Genomic DNA, 17850 nt, shown 5'->3' on the forward strand with positions numbered 1-17850 from the left:
GACGCGCCGCGGGCCGGCCGGGCCGGGTGGGCTCAGTGCCCCCGGGCCAGCCACTCCTCCAGGTGCGGGGCCTCCTCGCCGATCGTGGTGGAGTCGCCGTGCCCGGTGCGCACGACCGTCTCCGGCGGCAGCGTCAGCAGCCGCCCGCGGATCGACTCGACGATCGTCTCGAACGACGAGAACGACCGGCCCGTCGCGCCCGGCCCGCCCCGGAACAGCGTGTCGCCGGTGAAGACCGTCCCGAGCGCGGGGGCGTACAGGCAGACCGCGCCGGGCGCGTGACCCGGCGTGTGCATGACGGTCAGCTCGACCCCGCCCGCCGAGATCACCTGCCCGTCCGCCAGCGGCGTGTACGGCGTGCCGGGGTGGACCATGTCCCACAGGACCTGGTCGGCCGGGTGGAGCATGACCGGGGCGCCGGTCCGCGCGGCGAGGGCCGGGGCGGCGCCGACGTGGTCGTCGTGCCCGTGGGTGCAGACGATCGCCCGGACCGTGCGGTCGCCGACCGCCGCGGCGATGGCCTCGGCGTCGTGCGCCGCGTCGATCACGACGACCTCGTCGCCCGAGCCGACCAGCCAGACGTTGTTGTCGACCTCCCAGGTGCCGCCGTCCAGCGAGAACGTCCCCGAGGTGACGACCCTGCCGATCGCCGCGCCCTCTCCGGCGGTCACAGGACCACCACCGAGCGCAGGACCTCGCCGCGGTGCATCTTGGCGAACGCCTCCTCGACGTCGCCGAGGCCGATCGTCTCGGAGACGAACCGGTCGAGGTCGAGCCGGCCCTGGAGGTAGAGGTCGATGAGCATCGGGAAGTCGCGGCTGGGCAGGCAGTCGCCGTACCACGACGACTTCAGCGCGCCGCCGCGCCCGAAGACGTCCAGCAGCGGCAGCTCGACCGTCATCTCCGGGGTGGGCACGCCGACCAGCACGACGGTCCCGGCCAGGTCGCGGGCGTAGAACGCCTGCCGGTAGGTCTCCGGGCGGCCGACCGCCTCGATCACCACGTCGGCGCCGTTGCCGCCGGTGAGCTCGCGGATGGCCTCCACCGGGTCGGCGTCGCGGGAGTTGATCGTGTGGGTGGCGCCGAACTCCTTCGCCCAGCCGAGCTTGCGGTCGTCGACGTCCACCGCGATGATCTTCGTCGCGCCCGCCAGCCGGGCGCCGTGGACGGCGGCGTCGCCCACGCCGCCGCAGCCGATGACGGCCACGCTGTCGCCGCGGGTCACCGCGCCGGTGTTGATCGCGGCGCCGATGCCCGCCATCACGCCGCAGCCCAGCAGGCCGGCCGCGGTCGCGGGCGCCTGCCGGTCCACCTTGGTGCACTGGCCCGCCGCGACCAGGGTCTTCTCGATGAACGCGCCGATGCCGAGGGCCGGGGTGAGGGGCGTGCCGTCCTCCAGCGTCATCCTCTGGGTGGCGTTGTGGGTGTTGAAGCAGTACCACGGGCGGCCCCTCCGGCAGGCGCGGCACTCACCGCAGACCGCCCGCCAGTTGAGGATCACGTAGTCGCCGGGGGCCACCTCGGTGACGCCCTCGCCGACCGCCTCGACCACCCCGGCGGCCTCGTGGCCGAGCAGGAACGGGAACTCGTCGTTGATCCCGCCCTCGCGGTAGTGGAGGTCGGTGTGGCAGACGCCGCACGCCTGGATGTTCACCACCGCCTCGCCGGGGCCGGGGTCGGGGACGTGGATCGTCTCCAGCGAGACGGGCTCACCCTTCGCCCGCGCGACCACGCCTTGAACGGTGTACGGCATGTCATGCACCTCAGATCTTCGAGCTCGTACCGGTCGGTCGGCGCCCACGAAGCGGTCCCCCGGGACGCCCACGCCTCAATCCTTATCAGTCCCCGCGAAACGTGCACGACTCCGCACGGACCGTGGCCCCGTCCGGGCGGCTCGGCTCCCCCGCTGCACGTACGGCCGGTCTCCCCTGGCACGTACGGTCCTTCCCCGCGACACGTACGGGCTAGCTCCCCCGCAGCACGTACGGCTGGACCATGCCGAGACCGCGGACCGGCCGGCGGCGCATGCGGACCACCTCCACGCCCGGCGCGCCCTCGACGGCGGCGGCCACCCCCTCGTCCGCGAGGATCGTGCCGGGACGGGCGATGGCGGTCAGCCGGGCCGCCAGGTTGACGGTGGTCCCGAAGACGTCGCCCATGACCGGCAGCACCGGGCCGTGGGCCAGGCCGATCCGCACGCCGGGGCCGTCCCGGTCCGTCGTCTCGGCGAGCTCCAGCGCGATCGCGGCGGCCCGGCGCGGGTCGGCGGCGGTGAACAGCACCTCGTCGCCGAGCGTCTTGACCAGGCGACCGCCGTTCGCGGCGACGATGTCGGAGGCGCGGGACTCGAACCCCTCGACCAGCCCGGCCAGGGCCCGCTCGTCCATCGAGCGGGACAGGCGGGTGAAGGAGACCAGGTCGGCGAAGCCCACCGCGAGGGTCCGCCGGGCCGGCGAGATCTCCTCGGCCATGTCGGCGACGGCCAGCAGGCGGGTCCCGGCGGCGGCGAGCTGGGCGCGCCACGCGTGCACCAGCATCCGCTCCAGGTCCGGCAGCAGGCGGCGCGAGGTGTCGAGGACCGCGGCGAGGTCGTCGTCGGTGGGTGTCCGCCCCGGGTCGAGCATGGTGCCGATCAGGATGTCGGCCTGCCACTGGGCGAGCCTGGCCGTCGTCTGGCCGAGCGCCCTGGCCATCCGGACGGTGGTCTCGTCGTCCATGGACCCGTCGTCCATCATCGACCTGACCCGGCGGAGGGATTCCACGTCGGCGTCGGTGAAGGCCACCGCGTCGTCGGGCAGCGTGGCGAACCCCAGGGCCCGCCAGATGCGCTCGGTGAGGCTCTGCGGCACCCCGGCCAGCTCGGCCACCTGGATACGGGTGTAGCGGGGCCGGTCTCCGGCGAAGACGCTCTCGATCTGCTCGGCCGTCGGACGTCCGGTCACTTCCCCTCACCCCCTTCTCGCCTCCCCGCCCAGGAGGTTACGCCACGTGGCCGTGCCCGCCGCGCGGCCCCCGGCCGTACGGCGGGCACGGCCCCCACAGCGACCCCCGCACGGCATTCGGCCCGTACGGCGGCCCCGGGAGGCCCCTACCGTCTCCGGCGGCCCGTCCCGTCCAGGTCGCCCTTCGGCTCCGGGCCGCCCGCCCCGCCCGCGCCGTCGTCCTCGCCGTCCTCGCCGGGATCGTCGGCCTCGTCGATCGCCCGGAACAGCTCGGCCCGCACCGCCTGGAGGTGGGGGATGTCGCGCAGCTCGATCCGGCCCTGCTCGCCGGCCGACTCGACGTGGAGCGTGCCGGAGCCGAGGATCCGCTCCACCAGCGTCTGCTCCGCGCTGACCGTGTTGACCTTGGCCATCGGGATGTCGTCGTGCGACTTGCTCAGCACGCCGGTGCCGATGGACAGGCGATGCGAGGTGATCAGGTAGGAGGTGTTCTTCCACTTCAGGTACGGCACGAACGACCAGACGGTCAGCAGGCCGACGGAGATCACCGCGACCGCGATCCGGGCGTAGCCCGCGTACTCGAAGACGGGGATGTAGAACATCGCGGCGCCGGAGGCGACGACGATGACGACCAGCGCCAGGAACGGCACGACGAGCTGCCGCCAGTGGGGGCGGAACGAGCGGATGCGCTGCTCGCCCTCCGTGAGGTGGTGATCCGGGAGACCCATGGGCAAATCGTGGCACGTCCGGCCTCCGGCCGTCAGGAGGCGCGAGGACGGACGTGGACCACGTCGCCGGCGCTCAGCACGTGCTCCTCGCCCCCCGACTCCACCAGCAGGTGCCCGGAGGCGTCGACGCCGGTGGCCCGCCCGGCGAGCACCCGCTCCCCCGGCAGCTCCACCCGGACCTCGCGGCCGACGGTCGCGCCGGCCGCGAGGTAGGCGGCCCGCAGCCCGCAGGCGTCGGCGTCGCCCCGGGCCTCGGACCAGTCGCGGTAGTGGGCCTCGATCTCCCGCAGCACCGCGCGGACGAGCGGGTCGCGGTCGACGCACGCGGCGCCCTCGATGGCGAGGGAGGTCGCGGTCTCCACGGGCAGCTCCTCGGGGCGGGCGCTCACGTTGAGCCCGATCCCCACCACCACGGCGCCGTCGATGCGCTCGGCGAGCACCCCGGCGAGCTTGCGCTCGCCGATCAGCAGGTCGTTGGGCCACTTCAGGCGGACGTCCACCTCGGCGATCCGGCGCACCGCCGACGCCGCGGCCAGGCCGACGAGCAGCGGCAGCCAGCCGTGCCGGGCGGGGGGCGGGTCGGGGCGCAGCAGCACCGAGAGCGCCAGGCCGGAGCGCGGCGGCGCCGTCCAGGCCCGGCCCAGCCTGCCGCGGCCGGCGGACTGGACCTCGGCGATCAGCACGGTCCCCTGCCGGGCGCCGTCGCGGGCGGCCTGCGCGAGGTCGGCGTTGGTGGAGCCGGTCCGCTCGACGACGGTGACGCCGGACCACAGGCCGCCGGGCCGTACCAGGGCGCGGTTGAGCGCCGCCTCGGAGAGCGGCGGCCGGTCGAGGTCGGTGAAGGGCGAGTCGGGCACCCGTCCATCATCCCCCTCCCCCCGGCCGACCGTGACCGGACCGTGGCGACGACCGGGAACGACGCGGGGGAATACCGGGGAATACCGTGGGCGCGGCGGGGAAGTCAGAGGCTCCACCGGTTGCAGGCATCGTTCCGCGGGGCGAGGAAGATGAGAGACATGAGCACAAGTCGCGCCGATCTCCCTCGGCCGGGGCCGAGCACCCGGGCCCGCGTCCTCGCGGTGTCCGGCGACATCGTCAGGGAGCGGCGGGACGACCTGGCCACCGAGGAGCCGCTGGAGATCCGGCTGAGCGCCTCCCGCCACGTCGGCTCGGCCACCCCGCGGCCCCGGACGGCCGACGGGTCCACGTCCACGTCCGCGGGCGTCCCCGGGGACGCCCACCGCACCGTCGCGATCACCATGCGCACCCCCGGCCACGACTTCGAGCTGGCCGCCGGGTTCCTGTACGGGGAGGGGGTCATCACCCCCGGCGACCTGTCCTCGATCGCCTACTGCACCGACGAGGACCTGCCGCGGGAGGCCCGCTACAACACCGTCACCGTACGGCTGCGCCAGGGCAGGCTGCCCGAGCTGCCCGCCCTCGACCGGCACTTCATGACGTCGAGTGCCTGCGGCGTCTGCGGCTCCGCCGGCCTGGAGGTCCTGCGCGACCGGTGCGCGCCGCTGCCCGCGGGCACCGGCGTACAGATCGCCCCGAAGGTCCTGTACGGCCTGCCGGACCGGCTGCGCGCGGCCCAGAGCGTGTTCGGCAAGACGGGGGGCCTGCACGCGGCCGGCCTGTTCACCGCCGCCGGCGACCTGGTGGCGGTCCGCGAGGACGTGGGGCGGCACAACGCCGTGGACAAGCTGGTCGGCTGGGCTCTGATGACCGAGCGGCTGCCGCTGCGCGACAGCGTTCTGCTGGTCAGCGGGCGCAGCAGCTACGAGATCGCGCAGAAGGCCCTCAGCGCCGGGATCCCGGTCGTCTGCTCGGTCTCGGCGCCCTCCTCCCTGGCCGTCGAGCTGGCCAGGGAGTTCGGGATGACGCTGGTGGGCTTCCTGCGCGACGAGCGGTTCAACGTCTACTCGGCCCCGGAGCGGATCGCCACACCGTGAGGATCCGCTCCGGGGCGGGGCGGGTCAGCCGGTGTTCTGCAGGCCGGCGGCGACGCCGTTGACCGACAGCAGCAGCAGGGTGGACAGCCTCTCGCGCTCCTCCTCCGACACCTCGTGGTCGGCGCGGAGCCTCGACAGGGCGCGGAGCTGGAGGTGCGACAAAGCGTCCACGTACGGGTCGCGGAGCTGGACGGCGCGGGAGAGGACCCGGCGGTTCTCCAGCAGGCGGGTGTGGCCGGTGACCTCCAGGACCAGGCGGCGGGTGAGGTCGTACTCGGCCAGGACCTGCCGGACGAAGTCGTCCCGGCCGCCCAGCGCGAGATAGCGGGCGGCGATGTCGCGGTCGGTCTTGGCCAGCGACATCTCCACGTTGTCCAGCAGCGAGGCGAGCAGCGGCCACTCGCGGTAGGCGGCGCGCAGTTCGTCCAGGCCGATCTCGTCGATCACCGCGGCCAGGCCGCTGCCCAGGCCGTACCAGCCGGGCAGGTTGACCCGGGTCTGCGCCCAGGCGAACACCCACGGGATGGCCCGCAGGTCGTCCAGGGAGCGCGGCGCGCCGAGGCCGCGCCGCGCCGGGCGGGAGCCCAGCCGCAGCGAGCCGATCTCCTCCAGCGGACTGACCAGGGAGAACCACTCGGGGAAGCCGGGCGCCTCGGTCAGCGCCCGGTACGCCTTCTCCGAGGCCGAGGCGACCTGCCGGGCCACCCCGCGGAAGCGCGCGGCGGCCTTGGCCGTGCGGGCCTCGGCGGACGGGGTGGAGGCGAGCAGCACCGCCGAGGTGACCTGCTCCATGTGGCGGCGGGCGATGGCGTCGTGCCCGTAGCGGGCGAAGATGACCTCGCCCTGCTCAGTGACCTTGAACCGGCCGCCGACCGAGCCGGGCGCCTGGGCGAGCACGGCGCGGTTGGCCGGTCCGCCGCCGCGGCCCAGGGCCCCGCCCCGGCCGTGGAACAGCGTCAGCCGCACGTCGTGCACGACGGCCCAGGCGGCCAGCGCCTCCTGCGCCTCGTACAGCTTCAGCGTCGCCGCGGCGGGCCCGAGCTCCTTGGCGGAGTCGGAGTAGCCGAGCATGACCTCCAGGCGGCGCTCGCCCGTGGCCAGGCGGTCCCGGACGGCGGGGATGTCGAGCATGCCGGTCAGCACGGCCGGGGCGTTCGCCAGGTCGGCCCCGGACTCGAACAGCGGGACCACGTCGAGCGTGGGCGCCCGGTCGCCGAGCGCGTGCCGGGCCAGCTCGTACACCGCGGCGATGTCGTCGGCGGAGCGGGTGAAGGAGACGACGTAGCGGGAGGCGGCCGTCACGCCGAACCGCTCCTGGATCCAGGCGACGGTCCGGATGGTGGCCAGCACCTCCTCGGTCCGCTCGGAGGTCCGCCCGGCCTGGATCTCGGCCAGCGCCTCGGCGTGGACCTGCGAGTGCTGGCGCACCTCCAGCTCGGCCAGGTGGAAGCCGAACGTCTCCACCTGCCAGATCAGGTGCTGCAGCTCGCCGTACGCCTGCCGGGCGGCTCCGGCGCCGGCCAGGGACGTCTGGACCAGCCGCAGGTCGGCCAGCAACTCCTCGGGTGAGCGGTAGGCCAGGTCGAGGCCGCGCTGCCGGGTGGCGGCGACGCGGGCGGCGACGAACAGCAGCCACTGCCGGTGCGGCTCCCGCGGCGAGCGGGTGGCCATCTCCGAGACCAGCTCGGGGTGATGGTCCTCGGCGGCGGCGAGCGCCGCGCGCAGCTCGGGCGAGGGCGGGGTCTGGCCGGCGTTCAGGGTGAGGGTCCGGCCGATCCGCTGGGCGGCGTTCTCCAGGGCGATCAGCACGTGCTCGGCCTGGATGAGGATGGCGTCCCTGGTCACCCTGGCGGTGACGTTGGGGTTGCCGTCGCGGTCGCCGCCGATCCAGCTCCCGTAGCGGATGAAGGCGCGGGCCTTCGGGGCGCGGGCGCCGGTGTCCACGCCGAGGGCCGCGTCCAGCGAGCGGTAGACCATCGGGACCGCCCGGAACAGGGTCTCGTCGAAGGCGGCCATGGCCGTGCGGACCTCGTCGAGCGGGTTGAGCTTGGTGGACCTGAGCTGGGCCGTCCGCCACAGCAGGTCGATCTCCTCCAGCAGCCGCCGCCGGGTCTCGGCCCGCTCGGCGGCGCCCCGGCCGGGGCTGTTGTAGTCGGTGAGCCGGCCGCTGATCCGCTGGATCGCGGTGACCACCGCGCGCCTGCGGGCCTCGGTGGGGTGGGCGGTCAGCACCGGGTGCAGCCGCAGCCCCTCCACCAGCTCGGCGACCCTCTCCTCGCCGAGTTCCTGCACGGCCTGGGCGATGGAGTCGGGCAGCGGCTCCTTCCCGGTGTCGCGGACCCGGAGGGTGCGGATGCGGAAGTGTTCCTCCGCGAGGTTGACCAGGTGGAAGTAACAGGTGAACGCCCGGGCGATCTGCACCGCCCGATCGATCGGCCATTCGGCGACCAGGGCGGTGACCTCGTCGCCGGAGATCTCCCCGCGGCGGGCCGCGATGACGGCCTTGCGGAGGCGTTCGACGTCGGCGAGCAGGTCGTCGCCGCCGTACTCGGCGATGACCTGCCCCAGGAGCTCTCCGAGGAGCCGCACGTCCGCGCGCAGCTCCTCGGGCATCTCGGTGACGGCGGAGGAACGCTCTGCCTGCTGCGCGGCCTGCGCTGAGCGTTCTGCCTGTTCGTTCGCGATGGCGGGCATGCTCGCCAGCGTATCCAGTCCGTTATCTCCCGTGAGGAGCGGTCTCACCTATTGGACTAGACCACTGGCGGAATCCGGCGCGGGCCGCCCGCCCGGTGTGAGACGCGGGCGGGCGGGTGCGGGGCCGGAACAGGCGCGCGCCGAGGTGGGCGCGGGACCGGACGCGCCGGGCGGTCAGTTCGCCCGGGAGGTGGCGGCCAGGATCTCCGGGTAGCGGCCGAAGGCCAGCCCGCCGGCGAGCCGCCGCCCGCCCCAGGAGACCAGCAGGCCGTACGGCACCGCCAGGACGCAGAACCAGGGGGACGCCAGCAGCACCGGCAGCACGATCGGCAGGGACAGCACGCCGCCGGCGATCAGCCCGCCGAAGGAGGCGGCGAAGGCGACGCCGCCCTGCCCCGGCGCGGCGCCGGTGAAGGCGTTCAGCCGCTCCGGCACGGTGTACGGGATCAGCACGCTGGTCAGGGCCCCCACGCCGAGCCCGGCGCCGAGGACGCCCCAGGCGGTGAGCGCGGCGGGGACGGCCCACGGGAGCTCGCCCGCGAGGAGTGCCGCGACGACCGCCAGCACGGTCAGCAGCGGGACCGCGATCGTCGCGACGGCCAGGTGCCGCCCGGCGATGTCGGTCCGCCAGTCACGGGCCGAGCCGTAGGCGACGGAGTTCATCCACAGCGAGCGGCCGTCGATGCCGAAGAGGTTGATCGACTGCAGGGCGATCATCAGCGCGCCGATGCAGCCGGGGGCGATCGCGAGGACGGCGAGGCTCGGCACGGCGCGGCCGTCGCCGTTCATGGTGAACGCCATGATGCCGGTGACCACGATGGCGGCGAACCAGCCGACCCGGCCGCGCGGGTCGCGGCGGGCGTACTTGAGCTCCTTGGTCGCGACCGCGGCGAGCGGGCCGTCCGGCAGGACGCGGGCCAGCAGGCCCCGCGAGCTGCGGACGGTGGACGCCTCGGTGGAGGCGTCCGCCGTGACCAGCGCCCGGCGGAGCGCGGCGATCCACAGCCGGCCGATCACGAGGACCAGGACGGCGAGTACGGCCAGCTCGGCGAGGGCGGCCGGGCCGCCGTCGGCGACGGCGTGCGCGGCCATCCCGGACGGGGTCCAGCGCAGCGCCGACGCCAGAGCGCCCAGCATGGCGAGCGGGTCGGCGGCCAGCCCGCCGTTGACCAGCAGGTTGGGCAGCTGGGCCACCAGGACGACGAAGATCGCGGAGACGGCGAGCACGTCGCGGCCCCGGCGGGTGCGCAGCACGCCGGACAGGGCCGTGGTGACCAGCCGTGAGAGCACGATGCACAGGGCGAACTGCAGCAGCACCGCGACGGCGCCCACCACGGCGCCGCCGGCCCCCGTGGCCAGGCCGGCGACCGCGCCGAACGCGGCCACCAGCGTGGCCAGCGGCCAGACGCCGGTGATCGAGGCGGCGAACATGCCGGTCGCGAGCTGCCCGGTGCGCAGCGGGAACAGCGCCAGCCGGGACGGGTCGAGGGTGTCGTCCAGGCCGAACGCCAGCAGCGGCACGACCGCCCAGCCGATCAGCTGCATGGTGAACAGCACGGTCGTGACGTCCCGCGCGGTGTCGGCGGGCGCCGCGCGGAGCGCGGCCAGGAGGAAGAACCCGAAGCCGGCCACGACCACCGCGGCGATCACCGAGAAGACGAACCCGGCCAGGCGGGCGCCACTGCCGCGCAGGCCCCCGGCGACCAGCCGGAGCTTGAGCCGGACGAAGACGCCGGGTCCCACCCGCACCGCGTCGGTGGTCCGCACCGGCCGGTCGTCCCCGCCGACGGTCCCGGTGCCCGTGCCGCTCATGCCGCTCATGCCGCCGTCCGCGCCGCCGTTCACGCCGAGGTCGCGCCCAGCCATGACAGGCCCTCCTCCCCGCCACCGTGGCCGTGGGCGCCGACCAGGCCGAGGAACGCCTCGTTGAGGCTCCGCCCGGCCCGGACCTCGTCCAGCGGGCCCTGCGCGACGATCTGCCCGCGGCTCATCACCGAGACCCAGTCGCACAGGCGCTCGACCAGCTCCATGACGTGGCTGGAGAAGACGACGGTCGAGCCGGAGGCGGTGTAGCGCCGGAGCACCTCGACCAGCGTGTTGGCGCTGACCGGGTCCACCCCCTCGAACGGCTCGTCGAGGAAGAGCACCGCGGGGTTGTGCAGGAGCGCCGCGGCGAGCCCGATCTTCTTGCGCATGCCGGTGGAGTAGTCGACGACGAGCTTGTCGGCCGAGTCGACGAGGTCCATGACCCGCAGCAGTTCCGCCGACCGCCGCTCGACCTCCTCCTTGGGGATGCCGCGGAGCTGGCCGTTGTAGGCCAGCAGCTCCCGGCCGGACAGCCGTTCGAACAGCCGCAGTCCCTCGGGCAGGACGCCGATGCGGCCCTTCACCGCGATCGGCTCGCGCCAGACGTCGAGGCCGTCGATGTGCGCGGTTCCGCCGTCCGGGCGCAGCAGGCCGGTGACCATGCTCAGGGTGGTGGTCTTGCCCGCGCCGTTCGGCCCGACCAGGCCGGCGAAGCCGCCCCTGGGCACGATGAGATCGACACCGCCCACGGCCACCTGCTGGCCGAATCTCTTGACGAGCTGCCGGGTGCGTACCGCTTCGACGATGTCCGTCATGACCCCTACTCTGCCGTTTGTCGCTTTCGGAGGAAGTATTCCAGTCCGCTGAACGAATGAGCGCCCCCGATAGTTCGAGAGGGCCCGGGACGGTTACCCTCGCAGGGAGTTGACGACAAGGGTGAGGGACCGATGAGCGCTGAGCCGGTGGCCACCGGAATCGACATTCACACCACGGCGGGCAAACTCGCCGACCTGGAGCGGCGTCTGGACGAGGCGAAGCACGCCGGTTCCGAGCGCGCGGTGGCCAAGCAGCACGCCAAGGGCAAGATGACGGCCAGGGAGCGGGTCCTCGCCTTCCTGGACGACGACAGCTTCGTGGAGTTCGACGAGCTGGCCCGGCACCGGTCGGGCAACTTCGGCCTGGAGCGCGAGCGCCCGTACGGCGACGGCGTGGTGACCGGCCACGGCACGGTGGACGGCCGTCCGGTGGCGGTGTTCGCCCAGGACTTCACGGTCTTCGGCGGCTCGCTGGGCGAGGTCTTCGGCGAGAAGATCGTCAAGGTCATGGACCACGCGCTGAAGACCGGCTGCCCGGTCGTCGGCATCAACGACTCCGGCGGGGCCCGCATCCAGGAGGGCGTGGTCTCCCTCGGCCTGTACGCCGAGATCTTCAAGCGCAACGTCCACGCCTCCGGCGTGATCCCGCAGATCTCGCTGATCATGGGCCCGTGCGCGGGCGGCGCGGTCTACTCCCCGGCGCTCACCGACTTCGTGCTGATGGTGTCGGAGAAGTCGCACATGTTCATCACCGGCCCCGACGTCATCAAGACCGTCACCGGCGAGGAGGTGACGTTCGAGGAGCTGGGCGGCGCGCACACGCACAACTCCCGGTCGGGCGTGGCGCACTACGAGGCGTCCGACGAGGAGGACTGCCTGGAGTTCGCGCGGGCGCTGCTGTCCTACCTGCCGTCCAACAACCTGGACGAGCCGCCGGTCTTCGAGACCGAGCCGGTGCTGTCGGTCACCGACGCCGACCGCGAGCTGGACACGCTGATCCCCGACTCGGCGAACCAGCCCTACGACATGCACACGGTGCTCGAACACGTCCTGGACGACGGGGAGTTCCTGGAGGTGCACGCGCGGTTCGCGCCGAACATCGTGGTGGGCTTCGGCCGCGTCGAGGGACACCCGGTGGGGATCGTCGCCAACCAGCCGATGAGTTTCGCCGGCACGCTGGACATCGCGGCGTCGGAGAAAGCCGCGAGATTCGTCCGCACTTGTGACGCTTTCAACATTCCCGTGCTGACATTCGTAGATGTTCCCGGATTCCTTCCTGGAACCGATCAGGAATGGAACGGGATCATCCGCCGCGGCGCCAAGCTGCTCTACGCCTACGCCGAGGCGACCGTCCCGCTCGTCACCGTCATCACCCGCAAGGCGTACGGCGGCGCCTACGACGTCATGGGCTCCAAGCACCTGGGCGCCGACGTCAACCTGGCCTGGCCCACCGCGCAGATCGCCGTCATGGGCGCGCAGGGCGCGGTCAACATCCTCTACCGGCGCGAGCTGATGGCGGCCGACGACCCCGACGCCGAGCGCGCCCGGCTCGTCACCGAGTACGAGGACACGCTGGCCAATCCCTACCTCGCGGCCGAGCGCGGGTACGTCGACGCCGTGATCCGTCCCTCCGACACCCGCGTGCAGATCGTCCGCGCGCTGCGCGCCCTGCGCAACAAGCGCGCCACCCTTCCGCCGAAGAAGCATGGGAACATTCCGCTGTGACCGAGCTGAAGATCGTCCATGGTGAACCCGGGCCCGAGGAGGTCGCGGCGCTGGTGATCGCGATCACCTCGCGGACCGCACCGGAGGGTAAAACCGTACGAAAGCCCGGAAACTGGCGCGATCCCGCTTACCGACTGCGAAAGCCGCTCCCCACCGGACAAGGCGCCTGGCGATCGAGCGGATTACCGCGATAGATCTCGGGAACAGGGTGTCAAGCCGCACGAGAGTTGGGACTATCTAAGAAATGGGCGCATATAGCCAGCCGATCAGCTAGTCCGAGGCCTGGAGGACGACATGACCATCCTGGACCTCACCTCGCACCCCGTCATCGCGAAGTACGCCGTCCTGGTCGACGTGGGATACCTGTACGCCGCGGCGGGGGAGGTGTTGCTTGGCGCCAAGGAGCGCAAGGAATACCGCGTCGCGGCCGACGAGCTGATCCAGGCGCTGCAGAAGCACGCCGAGACGCGCATCCACGGCGAGCTGCTGCGGATCTACTGGTACGACGCCGCCCGTGACCGGGTGCCGACCGTCGACCAGCGCGTCATCGCCCAGCTCCCGTGGGTCAAGGTGCGCCTGGGCAACCTCAACGCGCGCGGGCAGCAGAAGGGCGTGGACGCGCAGATCCGCAGCGACCTGGAGGCGCTGGCCCGCCACCACGCGGTGAGCGACACAATCCTGCTCGCCGGGGACGAGGACATGGTCCCCGCCGTCGAGGCCGCCCAGGCGTACGGCGTGCGGATCCACCTGTGGGGGGTGGAGCCGCCGTACGGCACCAACCAGGCCGAGCGCCTGGTCTGGGAGGCCGACACGGTCGAGATCATCAGCGCCGACTTCCTGCGCTCCTTCTTCAGCCGCGCCCCCGCCCCGGTCCCGGTCGTCCCGGCCACCCCCTCCCCCGCCCAGGTCTTCGCCGGGCGGACGCCCGCCTCGATCAAGCCGAAGGTCTCCCCCGGCCAGGCCGCCAAGCTCGGGCCCAGCCGCCCGCGGGTCGAGGAGGTCGGCGAGCACGTGGCCCAGAAGTGGATCCTCACCCGCGGCCGCGACAACATCCGCGACCTGCTGCCGGGCCCGCTGCTGCCCACGGTGATCGACACCGAGCTGCTGATCGAGGCGGAGAAGGAGCTCGGCCACTCGCTGCGCCCCTACCCCGAGGCCCGGGTGTGGCTCCGCGACGGCTTCTGGGCCCGCGTCTACCGCGAGTTCGAGATCGGAGTGGGCATCTCCTCCCGCTGAACCCGATCCCGGTTCCCCCGGCACGGCTCCGGTCCGGTCCCGCGTCCCGGGCCCGGTCCCGCCGATCCCAGCTCCGCCGGCTCCGGTCCGGTCCCGCCGATCCCGGTTCCCCCGGCCCCGGCCCCGGTCCGGTCCCGCCTCCCGGACCCGATCCACGGTCGCGTCCGATTCCCGCCAGCCGTCCCGCCTGTGCTGGGACTAGCGTTTCAGGTGTGTCCACGACAGAGCTCGACTTCGACTCCTGTTACCGAGCGGTGGCCGCCCGGGACGCCCGCTTCGACGGGCGCTTCTACACGGCGGTCACCACGACCCGCATCTACTGCCGCCCGGTCTGCCCGGCGCGCACCCCGACCTCGCGCAACGTCCGCTTCTACCGCCACGCGGCGTCCGCCGAGGCCGCCGGGTTCCGACCCTGCAAGCGCTGCCGGCCGGAGCTCAGCCCCGGCGACCCCGGCTGGGACCACCGCGGCGACCTGGTGGGCCGGGCGCTCCGCCTGATCGACGAGGGGGCGGCCGACGACGGCGGGATCACCCGGCTGGCCGGGCGGCTGCACATCACCGAGCGGCACCTGCACCGGCTGTTCGCCGCCGAACTCGGCGTGGGGCCGCTGGCCGTGGTCAGGACCAAGCGCCTGCTGCTGGCCAAGCAGCTCCTGACCGAGACCGGGCTGCCGATCAGCGACGTGGCGTTCGCCGCGGGCTTCGGCAGCGTCCGGCAGTTCAACGCGACCATGAAGGAGACCTACGGCTTCACCCCCGGCGAGCTGCGGGCCACCGCGGGCCGCGCCGCCTCCGGCAACGCGCTGACGCTCCGGCTGCACCGGCGCGAGCCGTACGAGGCCGGGGCGCTGATGCGGTTCCTGGCGGCGCGGGCGATCCCCGGGCTGGAGCGGGCCGACGAGATCTCCTACAGCCGCGCGGTGCCCCAGGGGACGATCACCCTCACCCCGCTCCCCGACCACGTCCGGCTGGACGTCACCCTCGACGACACCCGCCACCTGGCCCGCGTCGTCGCCCGTGCCCGCCGCCTCCTCGACCTCGACGCCGATCCCGCGGCCATCTCCGACGCCCTCGGCGCGACCGCTCTCGCGCCGCTGGTCGCAGCCCGGCCCGGGCTGCGCGTCCCCGGCGCCTGGGACGGCTTCGAGGCCGCCGTCCGCGCCGTGATCGGCCAGCAGATCTCCGTCGCGGGCGCCCGCACCATCCTGGGCCGCCTCACCGCGCGTGCCGGCCGTACGGCCGGCGGCGAGATCAGCGGCGCGATCGGTGCGATCGGTGCGGCCGGCGGCGCGGGCGAGGTGAACGGCACCGGTGCGAACGGCACCCGCGCGGGCGGCACCGGCGCGGGCGGTCCGAACCTCCTGTTCCCCACCGCCGCCGACCTCGCCGAGGCCGACCTCGCCGGGCTCGGGCTGACCGGGCGACGGGTGACCACGCTGCGTGCGCTCGCCGCGAAGGTCGCCGGCGGCGAGATCGACCTGGACGGCGCGCAGGAACCGGCCGAGGCGGTCGCCCGGCTGCTGGAGGTGCCGGGGATCGGCCCGTGGACGGCCGGTTACATCGCGCTGCGCGCCCTGCGCGACCCGGACGCCTGGCCCCGGGGAGACCTCGGGCTGCGGCGCGCCATGGTGAGCCTGGGCATTCCCGAAGATCACATCGAGCGGTGGCGGCCCTGGCGGGCCTACGCCGCGCTGCACCTTTGGAGTTCAGAATGACGACTACGACGATCGAGGCGCAGGTCCTGCCCACCCCGACCGGACCGCTGTCGCTGCTCTCGCACGAGGGGATCCTCGTCGCGGCCGGCTTCACCGCCGACCCGGAGGAGATGTTCGCCAGGCTCTCACCTGCGATGCGGGCTCACGGCCTGACCAGGGTGGACGACCTGGGCCACGCGGCGCGGGCCGTACGCGACTATCTGGACGGCGACCTGACGGCACTCGACACCGTCGAGGTGTCCCAGCCGGGGTCGCCCGGGCGGCAACGGCTGCTGACCGCGCTGCGGGAGGTCCCGGCCGGGACCACGGTCACCTACGCCGAGCTAGCCGAACGGGCGGGCATGCCGAGGACGGCCGCCCGGGCGGCCGGCGGGGCGTGCGCGCAGAACCTGATCGCGCCGTTCGTCCCGTGCCACCGCGTCCTGCCGTCCATCGGGGGCTTCGGCGGCTACTACTACGGCACCCCGGTCAAGCAGTGGCTGCTCACCCACGAGAAGGCCCTCGGCTGACCACCCGCACCGCCCGGACCGGCCGGGGACGGGACTCGCCGGGACGCGGTACGGCCCGCCGCCCGTGCCCGTTCCGCGATCCCGGCCGGCCCGGCGACGTGCTCCGTACCTCAGTCGGTCCCGGTGACGGTGCTCTGCACCTCGCCCACCTCGACGTCGCGGGTCGCGCCGACCTGGATGGGGTCGTAGGCGAAGGGCACGACGCCGCCCTGCCCCTGGGCCGTCACCTCCCACACCGAGGTCACCGTCAGCTCGTAGACGCGACGCGGCTGGTCGACCGAGGCGTGGAGGTACTGGACGCCGCAGGTGAACTCCCCGCCCTTGGCGTACGGCTTGCCGGTCGGCCCGCAGTCCGTCATGACCTTGGCCCGGTCGTCGGTCGTCCCGGACTTGATCGTCATGTCGTTCAGGTTCGCGGTCACCGTGGCGCTCATGTAGCCCGGGATCGTGGCCGTCACCGACCTGGTGGTCTGGCCGGCGTCGTCGAGCCAGACCCAGGTCGGCAGGTTGACGTAGCTCTTGACGTCGGGGTTCAGCTTGATCTTCGGCTCGGGCACGGTCAGCGCGGCGCGGGCGATGTCGAGGAGCTCCTGCATGGTGATCCCGTTCGGCGGGGTCGTGTTCGGCGGCACCCAGATCTCGGGCTCCATGCCGCCGAAGCAGGCGACCCCGGCGTCGGTGCCGTCGTGCGCGACGTGCCACCAGCGGCCCTCCTGGCCCACCTTGTCCTTGTACTTGTCCAGGTAGGCGTCGTCGGGGGTCTCGCCCCAGGTCTTCTCCGCGCGCTGCTGACGGCCGTTGCGGAAGTTCATCTCGTCCTCGGCGTTGTTGCCCGGCTCGTACCAGCAGTGGCGCTTGACCTGGTATCCGTCGCTCTTGGCGCCCAGACCGGACCCGGACAGGCGGATCTGGGAGTTGTACAGCTCGATCCTGCTCGTGTTGCCGCTCTGGCTGGTCCGGACCCCGCCGCCACCGCCGCCGTCCGGCTGCGGGCCGGGGGCGAGCAGGAGCAGGCCCGCGACGGCCACATTCACGATCATCGAAGACACCCCTTCGCCGGTTCGCCGGGCAGTTCCTCGTACTGGAGCAGCACGATCCGCCAGACGCCGTCGTCGCCGCGGCGCATCCCGGCGGTCTGCAGGAACGGCCTCCTGGTCCAGGACGGCTGCCGGCGGACCGCCTTCCCCGTGCCGGCGTCCAGGAGCCGCATGCCGGTCTCGTCGATGCACGCCTTGAAGGTCGCCCCGCGGCCGTCGGCCGCGGCGACGTTCATCGCGTAGATCCGGGAGACGCCCCGCAGCGACGTGTGGTGCTCCAGGAACCGTCCCACCCACTCGCGGCCCTGCCAGGCCCCTTCGTCCCGCATCGCGTTCAGGTAGGCGGTGTCGGCGCCCCGGGTGACTACCGCGCTGTACGACCCGGCGCGGTAGTCGCGGAGCGCTTTGACCATCCCCGCGGTGTCGGGGTCGGACACCGCGGGCCACTCGACCACCACCCGCACGTCGGGGGAGATCACGATGGTCTCCTCCTTCGGCCCGGAGACGGCGCCGTCCGTGCGCCGAGGACCGCCCGTGCCCTCCGGGGCGGGGCTCCCCGCCGCGTCCCGCGACGCGCCCGGCGGGTCGGCCGGGAGGTCGACGGGGGTGAACGGCCGGGCGGGCGGCGAGGAGCAGCCCACCGGCGCGGCCAGGGCCAGCGCGGCCAACGCTCGCATGACGGTCACGT

General features: G+C 73.5%; 16 protein-coding genes. 6 read left to right on the forward strand and 10 right to left on the reverse strand.

Translation table 11 applies throughout. The features are described from left to right. Positions 1-32 precede the first annotated feature (32 nt). From HDA43_RS10245 to HDA43_RS10265, 5 genes are all read right to left on the reverse strand, one after another. Positions 33-671, reverse strand: a complete 639-nt coding sequence (locus HDA43_RS10245) for an MBL fold metallo-hydrolase (protein ID WP_312873158.1) — start codon at positions 669-671, stop codon at positions 33-35. Continuing rightward, positions 668-1753 carry an S-(hydroxymethyl)mycothiol dehydrogenase gene (locus tag HDA43_RS10250; protein WP_179819487.1) on the reverse strand — a complete coding sequence of 362 codons (1086 nt, stop codon included), beginning with the start codon at positions 1751-1753 and terminating at the stop codon, positions 668-670. Before HDA43_RS10250 ends, HDA43_RS10245 begins: the two co-directional genes overlap by 4 nt. A 211-nt stretch (positions 1754-1964) precedes the next feature. After that, positions 1965-2942 (reverse strand): adenylate/guanylate cyclase domain-containing protein, encoded by a 978-nt coding sequence (locus tag HDA43_RS10255; protein WP_179819488.1) that lies wholly within the window; start codon positions 2940-2942, stop codon positions 1965-1967. Positions 2943-3088: 146 nt separating this feature from the next. Beyond that, positions 3089-3670 carry a PH domain-containing protein gene (locus tag HDA43_RS10260; RefSeq protein ID WP_179819489.1) on the reverse strand — a complete coding sequence of 194 codons (582 nt, stop codon included), beginning with the start codon at positions 3668-3670 and terminating at the stop codon, positions 3089-3091. Positions 3671-3702: 32 nt separating this feature from the next. After that, positions 3703-4527 (reverse strand): biotin--[acetyl-CoA-carboxylase] ligase, encoded by an 825-nt coding sequence (locus HDA43_RS10265; RefSeq protein ID WP_179819490.1) that lies wholly within the window; start codon positions 4525-4527, stop codon positions 3703-3705. Positions 4528-4686: 159 nt separating this feature from the next. Here HDA43_RS10265 and fdhD point away from each other — a divergent pair, with 159 nt between their 5' ends. Next, positions 4687-5625 carry a formate dehydrogenase accessory sulfurtransferase FdhD gene (fdhD, locus tag HDA43_RS10270; protein ID WP_179819491.1) on the forward strand — a complete coding sequence of 313 codons (939 nt, stop codon included), beginning with the start codon at positions 4687-4689 and terminating at the stop codon, positions 5623-5625. 24 nt (positions 5626-5649) lie between these two features. Here the strand turns inward: fdhD and HDA43_RS10275 are convergent, their stop codons facing one another. The 3 genes from HDA43_RS10275 to HDA43_RS10285 all read right to left on the reverse strand — a co-directional run bounded on the left by HDA43_RS10275 (position 5650) and on the right by HDA43_RS10285 (position 10940). Then, complete coding sequence (locus HDA43_RS10275; protein ID WP_179819492.1) at positions 5650-8319, reverse strand: phosphoenolpyruvate carboxylase; 2670 nt, start codon at positions 8317-8319, stop codon at positions 5650-5652. A 174-nt stretch (positions 8320-8493) separates the two neighbouring features. Continuing rightward, positions 8494-10185, reverse strand: a complete 1692-nt coding sequence (locus HDA43_RS10280) for a hypothetical protein (protein WP_246423943.1) — start codon at positions 10183-10185, stop codon at positions 8494-8496. After that, positions 10161-10940: an ABC transporter ATP-binding protein gene (locus HDA43_RS10285; RefSeq protein ID WP_179819493.1), complete on the reverse strand. Its 780-nt coding sequence runs from the start codon at positions 10938-10940 to the stop codon at positions 10161-10163. Before HDA43_RS10285 ends, HDA43_RS10280 begins: the two co-directional genes overlap by 25 nt. A 132-nt stretch (positions 10941-11072) precedes the next feature. Here HDA43_RS10285 and HDA43_RS10290 point away from each other — a divergent pair, with 132 nt between their 5' ends. The 5 genes from HDA43_RS10290 to HDA43_RS10310 all read left to right on the forward strand — a co-directional run bounded on the left by HDA43_RS10290 (position 11073) and on the right by HDA43_RS10310 (position 16125). Continuing rightward, positions 11073-12665 (forward strand): acyl-CoA carboxylase subunit beta, encoded by a 1593-nt coding sequence (locus HDA43_RS10290; RefSeq protein ID WP_179819494.1) that lies wholly within the window; start codon positions 11073-11075, stop codon positions 12663-12665. After that, positions 12662-12859 (forward strand): acyl-CoA carboxylase subunit epsilon, encoded by a 198-nt coding sequence (locus HDA43_RS10295; RefSeq protein ID WP_179819495.1) that lies wholly within the window; start codon positions 12662-12664, stop codon positions 12857-12859. The genes HDA43_RS10290 and HDA43_RS10295 overlap by 4 nt, the downstream gene beginning before the upstream one ends. 100 nt (positions 12860-12959) lie before the next feature. Next, a complete protein-coding gene (locus HDA43_RS10300; protein WP_179819496.1) occupies positions 12960-13901 on the forward strand; it encodes an NYN domain-containing protein in 942 nt (313 codons plus the stop codon). A gap of 212 nt (positions 13902-14113) precedes the next feature. Beyond that, a complete protein-coding gene (locus tag HDA43_RS10305) occupies positions 14114-15616 on the forward strand; it encodes a DNA-3-methyladenine glycosylase 2 family protein (RefSeq protein ID WP_179819497.1) in 1503 nt (500 codons plus the stop codon). Further along, on the forward strand, positions 15613-16125 hold the full coding sequence (locus HDA43_RS10310) for a methylated-DNA--[protein]-cysteine S-methyltransferase (RefSeq protein WP_179819498.1): 513 nt from the start codon (positions 15613-15615) through the stop codon (positions 16123-16125). Before HDA43_RS10305 ends, HDA43_RS10310 begins: the two co-directional genes overlap by 4 nt. 110 nt (positions 16126-16235) lie before the next feature. On the opposite strand, the gene HDA43_RS10315 is transcribed toward HDA43_RS10310, so the two are convergent. Together HDA43_RS10315 and HDA43_RS10320 are read right to left on the reverse strand one after the other, a co-directional pair. Continuing rightward, entirely contained in the window at positions 16236-17165 is a 930-nt protein-coding gene (locus HDA43_RS10315; protein WP_218911672.1) for a hypothetical protein, read from the reverse strand. Continuing rightward, entirely contained in the window at positions 17162-17839 is a 678-nt protein-coding gene (locus HDA43_RS10320) for a hypothetical protein (RefSeq protein WP_179819500.1), read from the reverse strand. Before HDA43_RS10320 ends, HDA43_RS10315 begins: the two co-directional genes overlap by 4 nt. Positions 17840-17850 lie beyond the last annotated feature (11 nt).

It is taken from the genome of Streptosporangium sandarakinum (assembly GCF_013409935.1).
Lineage (GTDB): Bacteria > Actinomycetota > Actinomycetes > Streptosporangiales > Streptosporangiaceae > Streptosporangium > Streptosporangium nondiastaticum.

What these genes read in the sequence shown, in the direction of transcription:
- HDA43_RS10285 (WP_179819493.1), bottom strand. Translation starts at nt 10,940, where the DNA reads ATGACGGACATCGTCGAAGCGGTACGCACCCGGCAGCTCGTCAAGAGA.
- HDA43_RS10315 (WP_218911672.1), bottom strand. Translation starts at nt 17,165, where the DNA reads ATGATCGTGAATGTGGCCGTCGCGGGCCTGCTCCTGCTCGCCCCCGGC.
- HDA43_RS10310 (WP_179819498.1), top strand. Translation starts at nt 15,613, where the DNA reads ATGACGACTACGACGATCGAGGCGCAGGTCCTGCCCACCCCGACCGGA.
- HDA43_RS10250 (WP_179819487.1), bottom strand. Translation starts at nt 1,753, where the DNA reads ATGCCGTACACCGTTCAAGGCGTGGTCGCGCGGGCGAAGGGTGAGCCC.
- HDA43_RS10320 (WP_179819500.1), bottom strand. Translation starts at nt 17,839, where the DNA reads ATGCGAGCGTTGGCCGCGCTGGCCCTGGCCGCGCCGGTGGGCTGCTCC.
- HDA43_RS10275 (WP_179819492.1), bottom strand. Translation starts at nt 8,319, where the DNA reads ATGCCCGCCATCGCGAACGAACAGGCAGAACGCTCAGCGCAGGCCGCG.
- HDA43_RS10290 (WP_179819494.1), top strand. Translation starts at nt 11,073, where the DNA reads ATGAGCGCTGAGCCGGTGGCCACCGGAATCGACATTCACACCACGGCG.
- HDA43_RS10260 (WP_179819489.1), bottom strand. Translation starts at nt 3,670, where the DNA reads ATGGGTCTCCCGGATCACCACCTCACGGAGGGCGAGCAGCGCATCCGC.
- HDA43_RS10300 (WP_179819496.1), top strand. Translation starts at nt 12,960, where the DNA reads ATGACCATCCTGGACCTCACCTCGCACCCCGTCATCGCGAAGTACGCC.
- HDA43_RS10280 (WP_246423943.1), bottom strand. Translation starts at nt 10,185, where the DNA reads ATGGCTGGGCGCGACCTCGGCGTGAACGGCGGCGCGGACGGCGGCATG.
- fdhD (WP_179819491.1), top strand. Translation starts at nt 4,687, where the DNA reads ATGAGCACAAGTCGCGCCGATCTCCCTCGGCCGGGGCCGAGCACCCGG.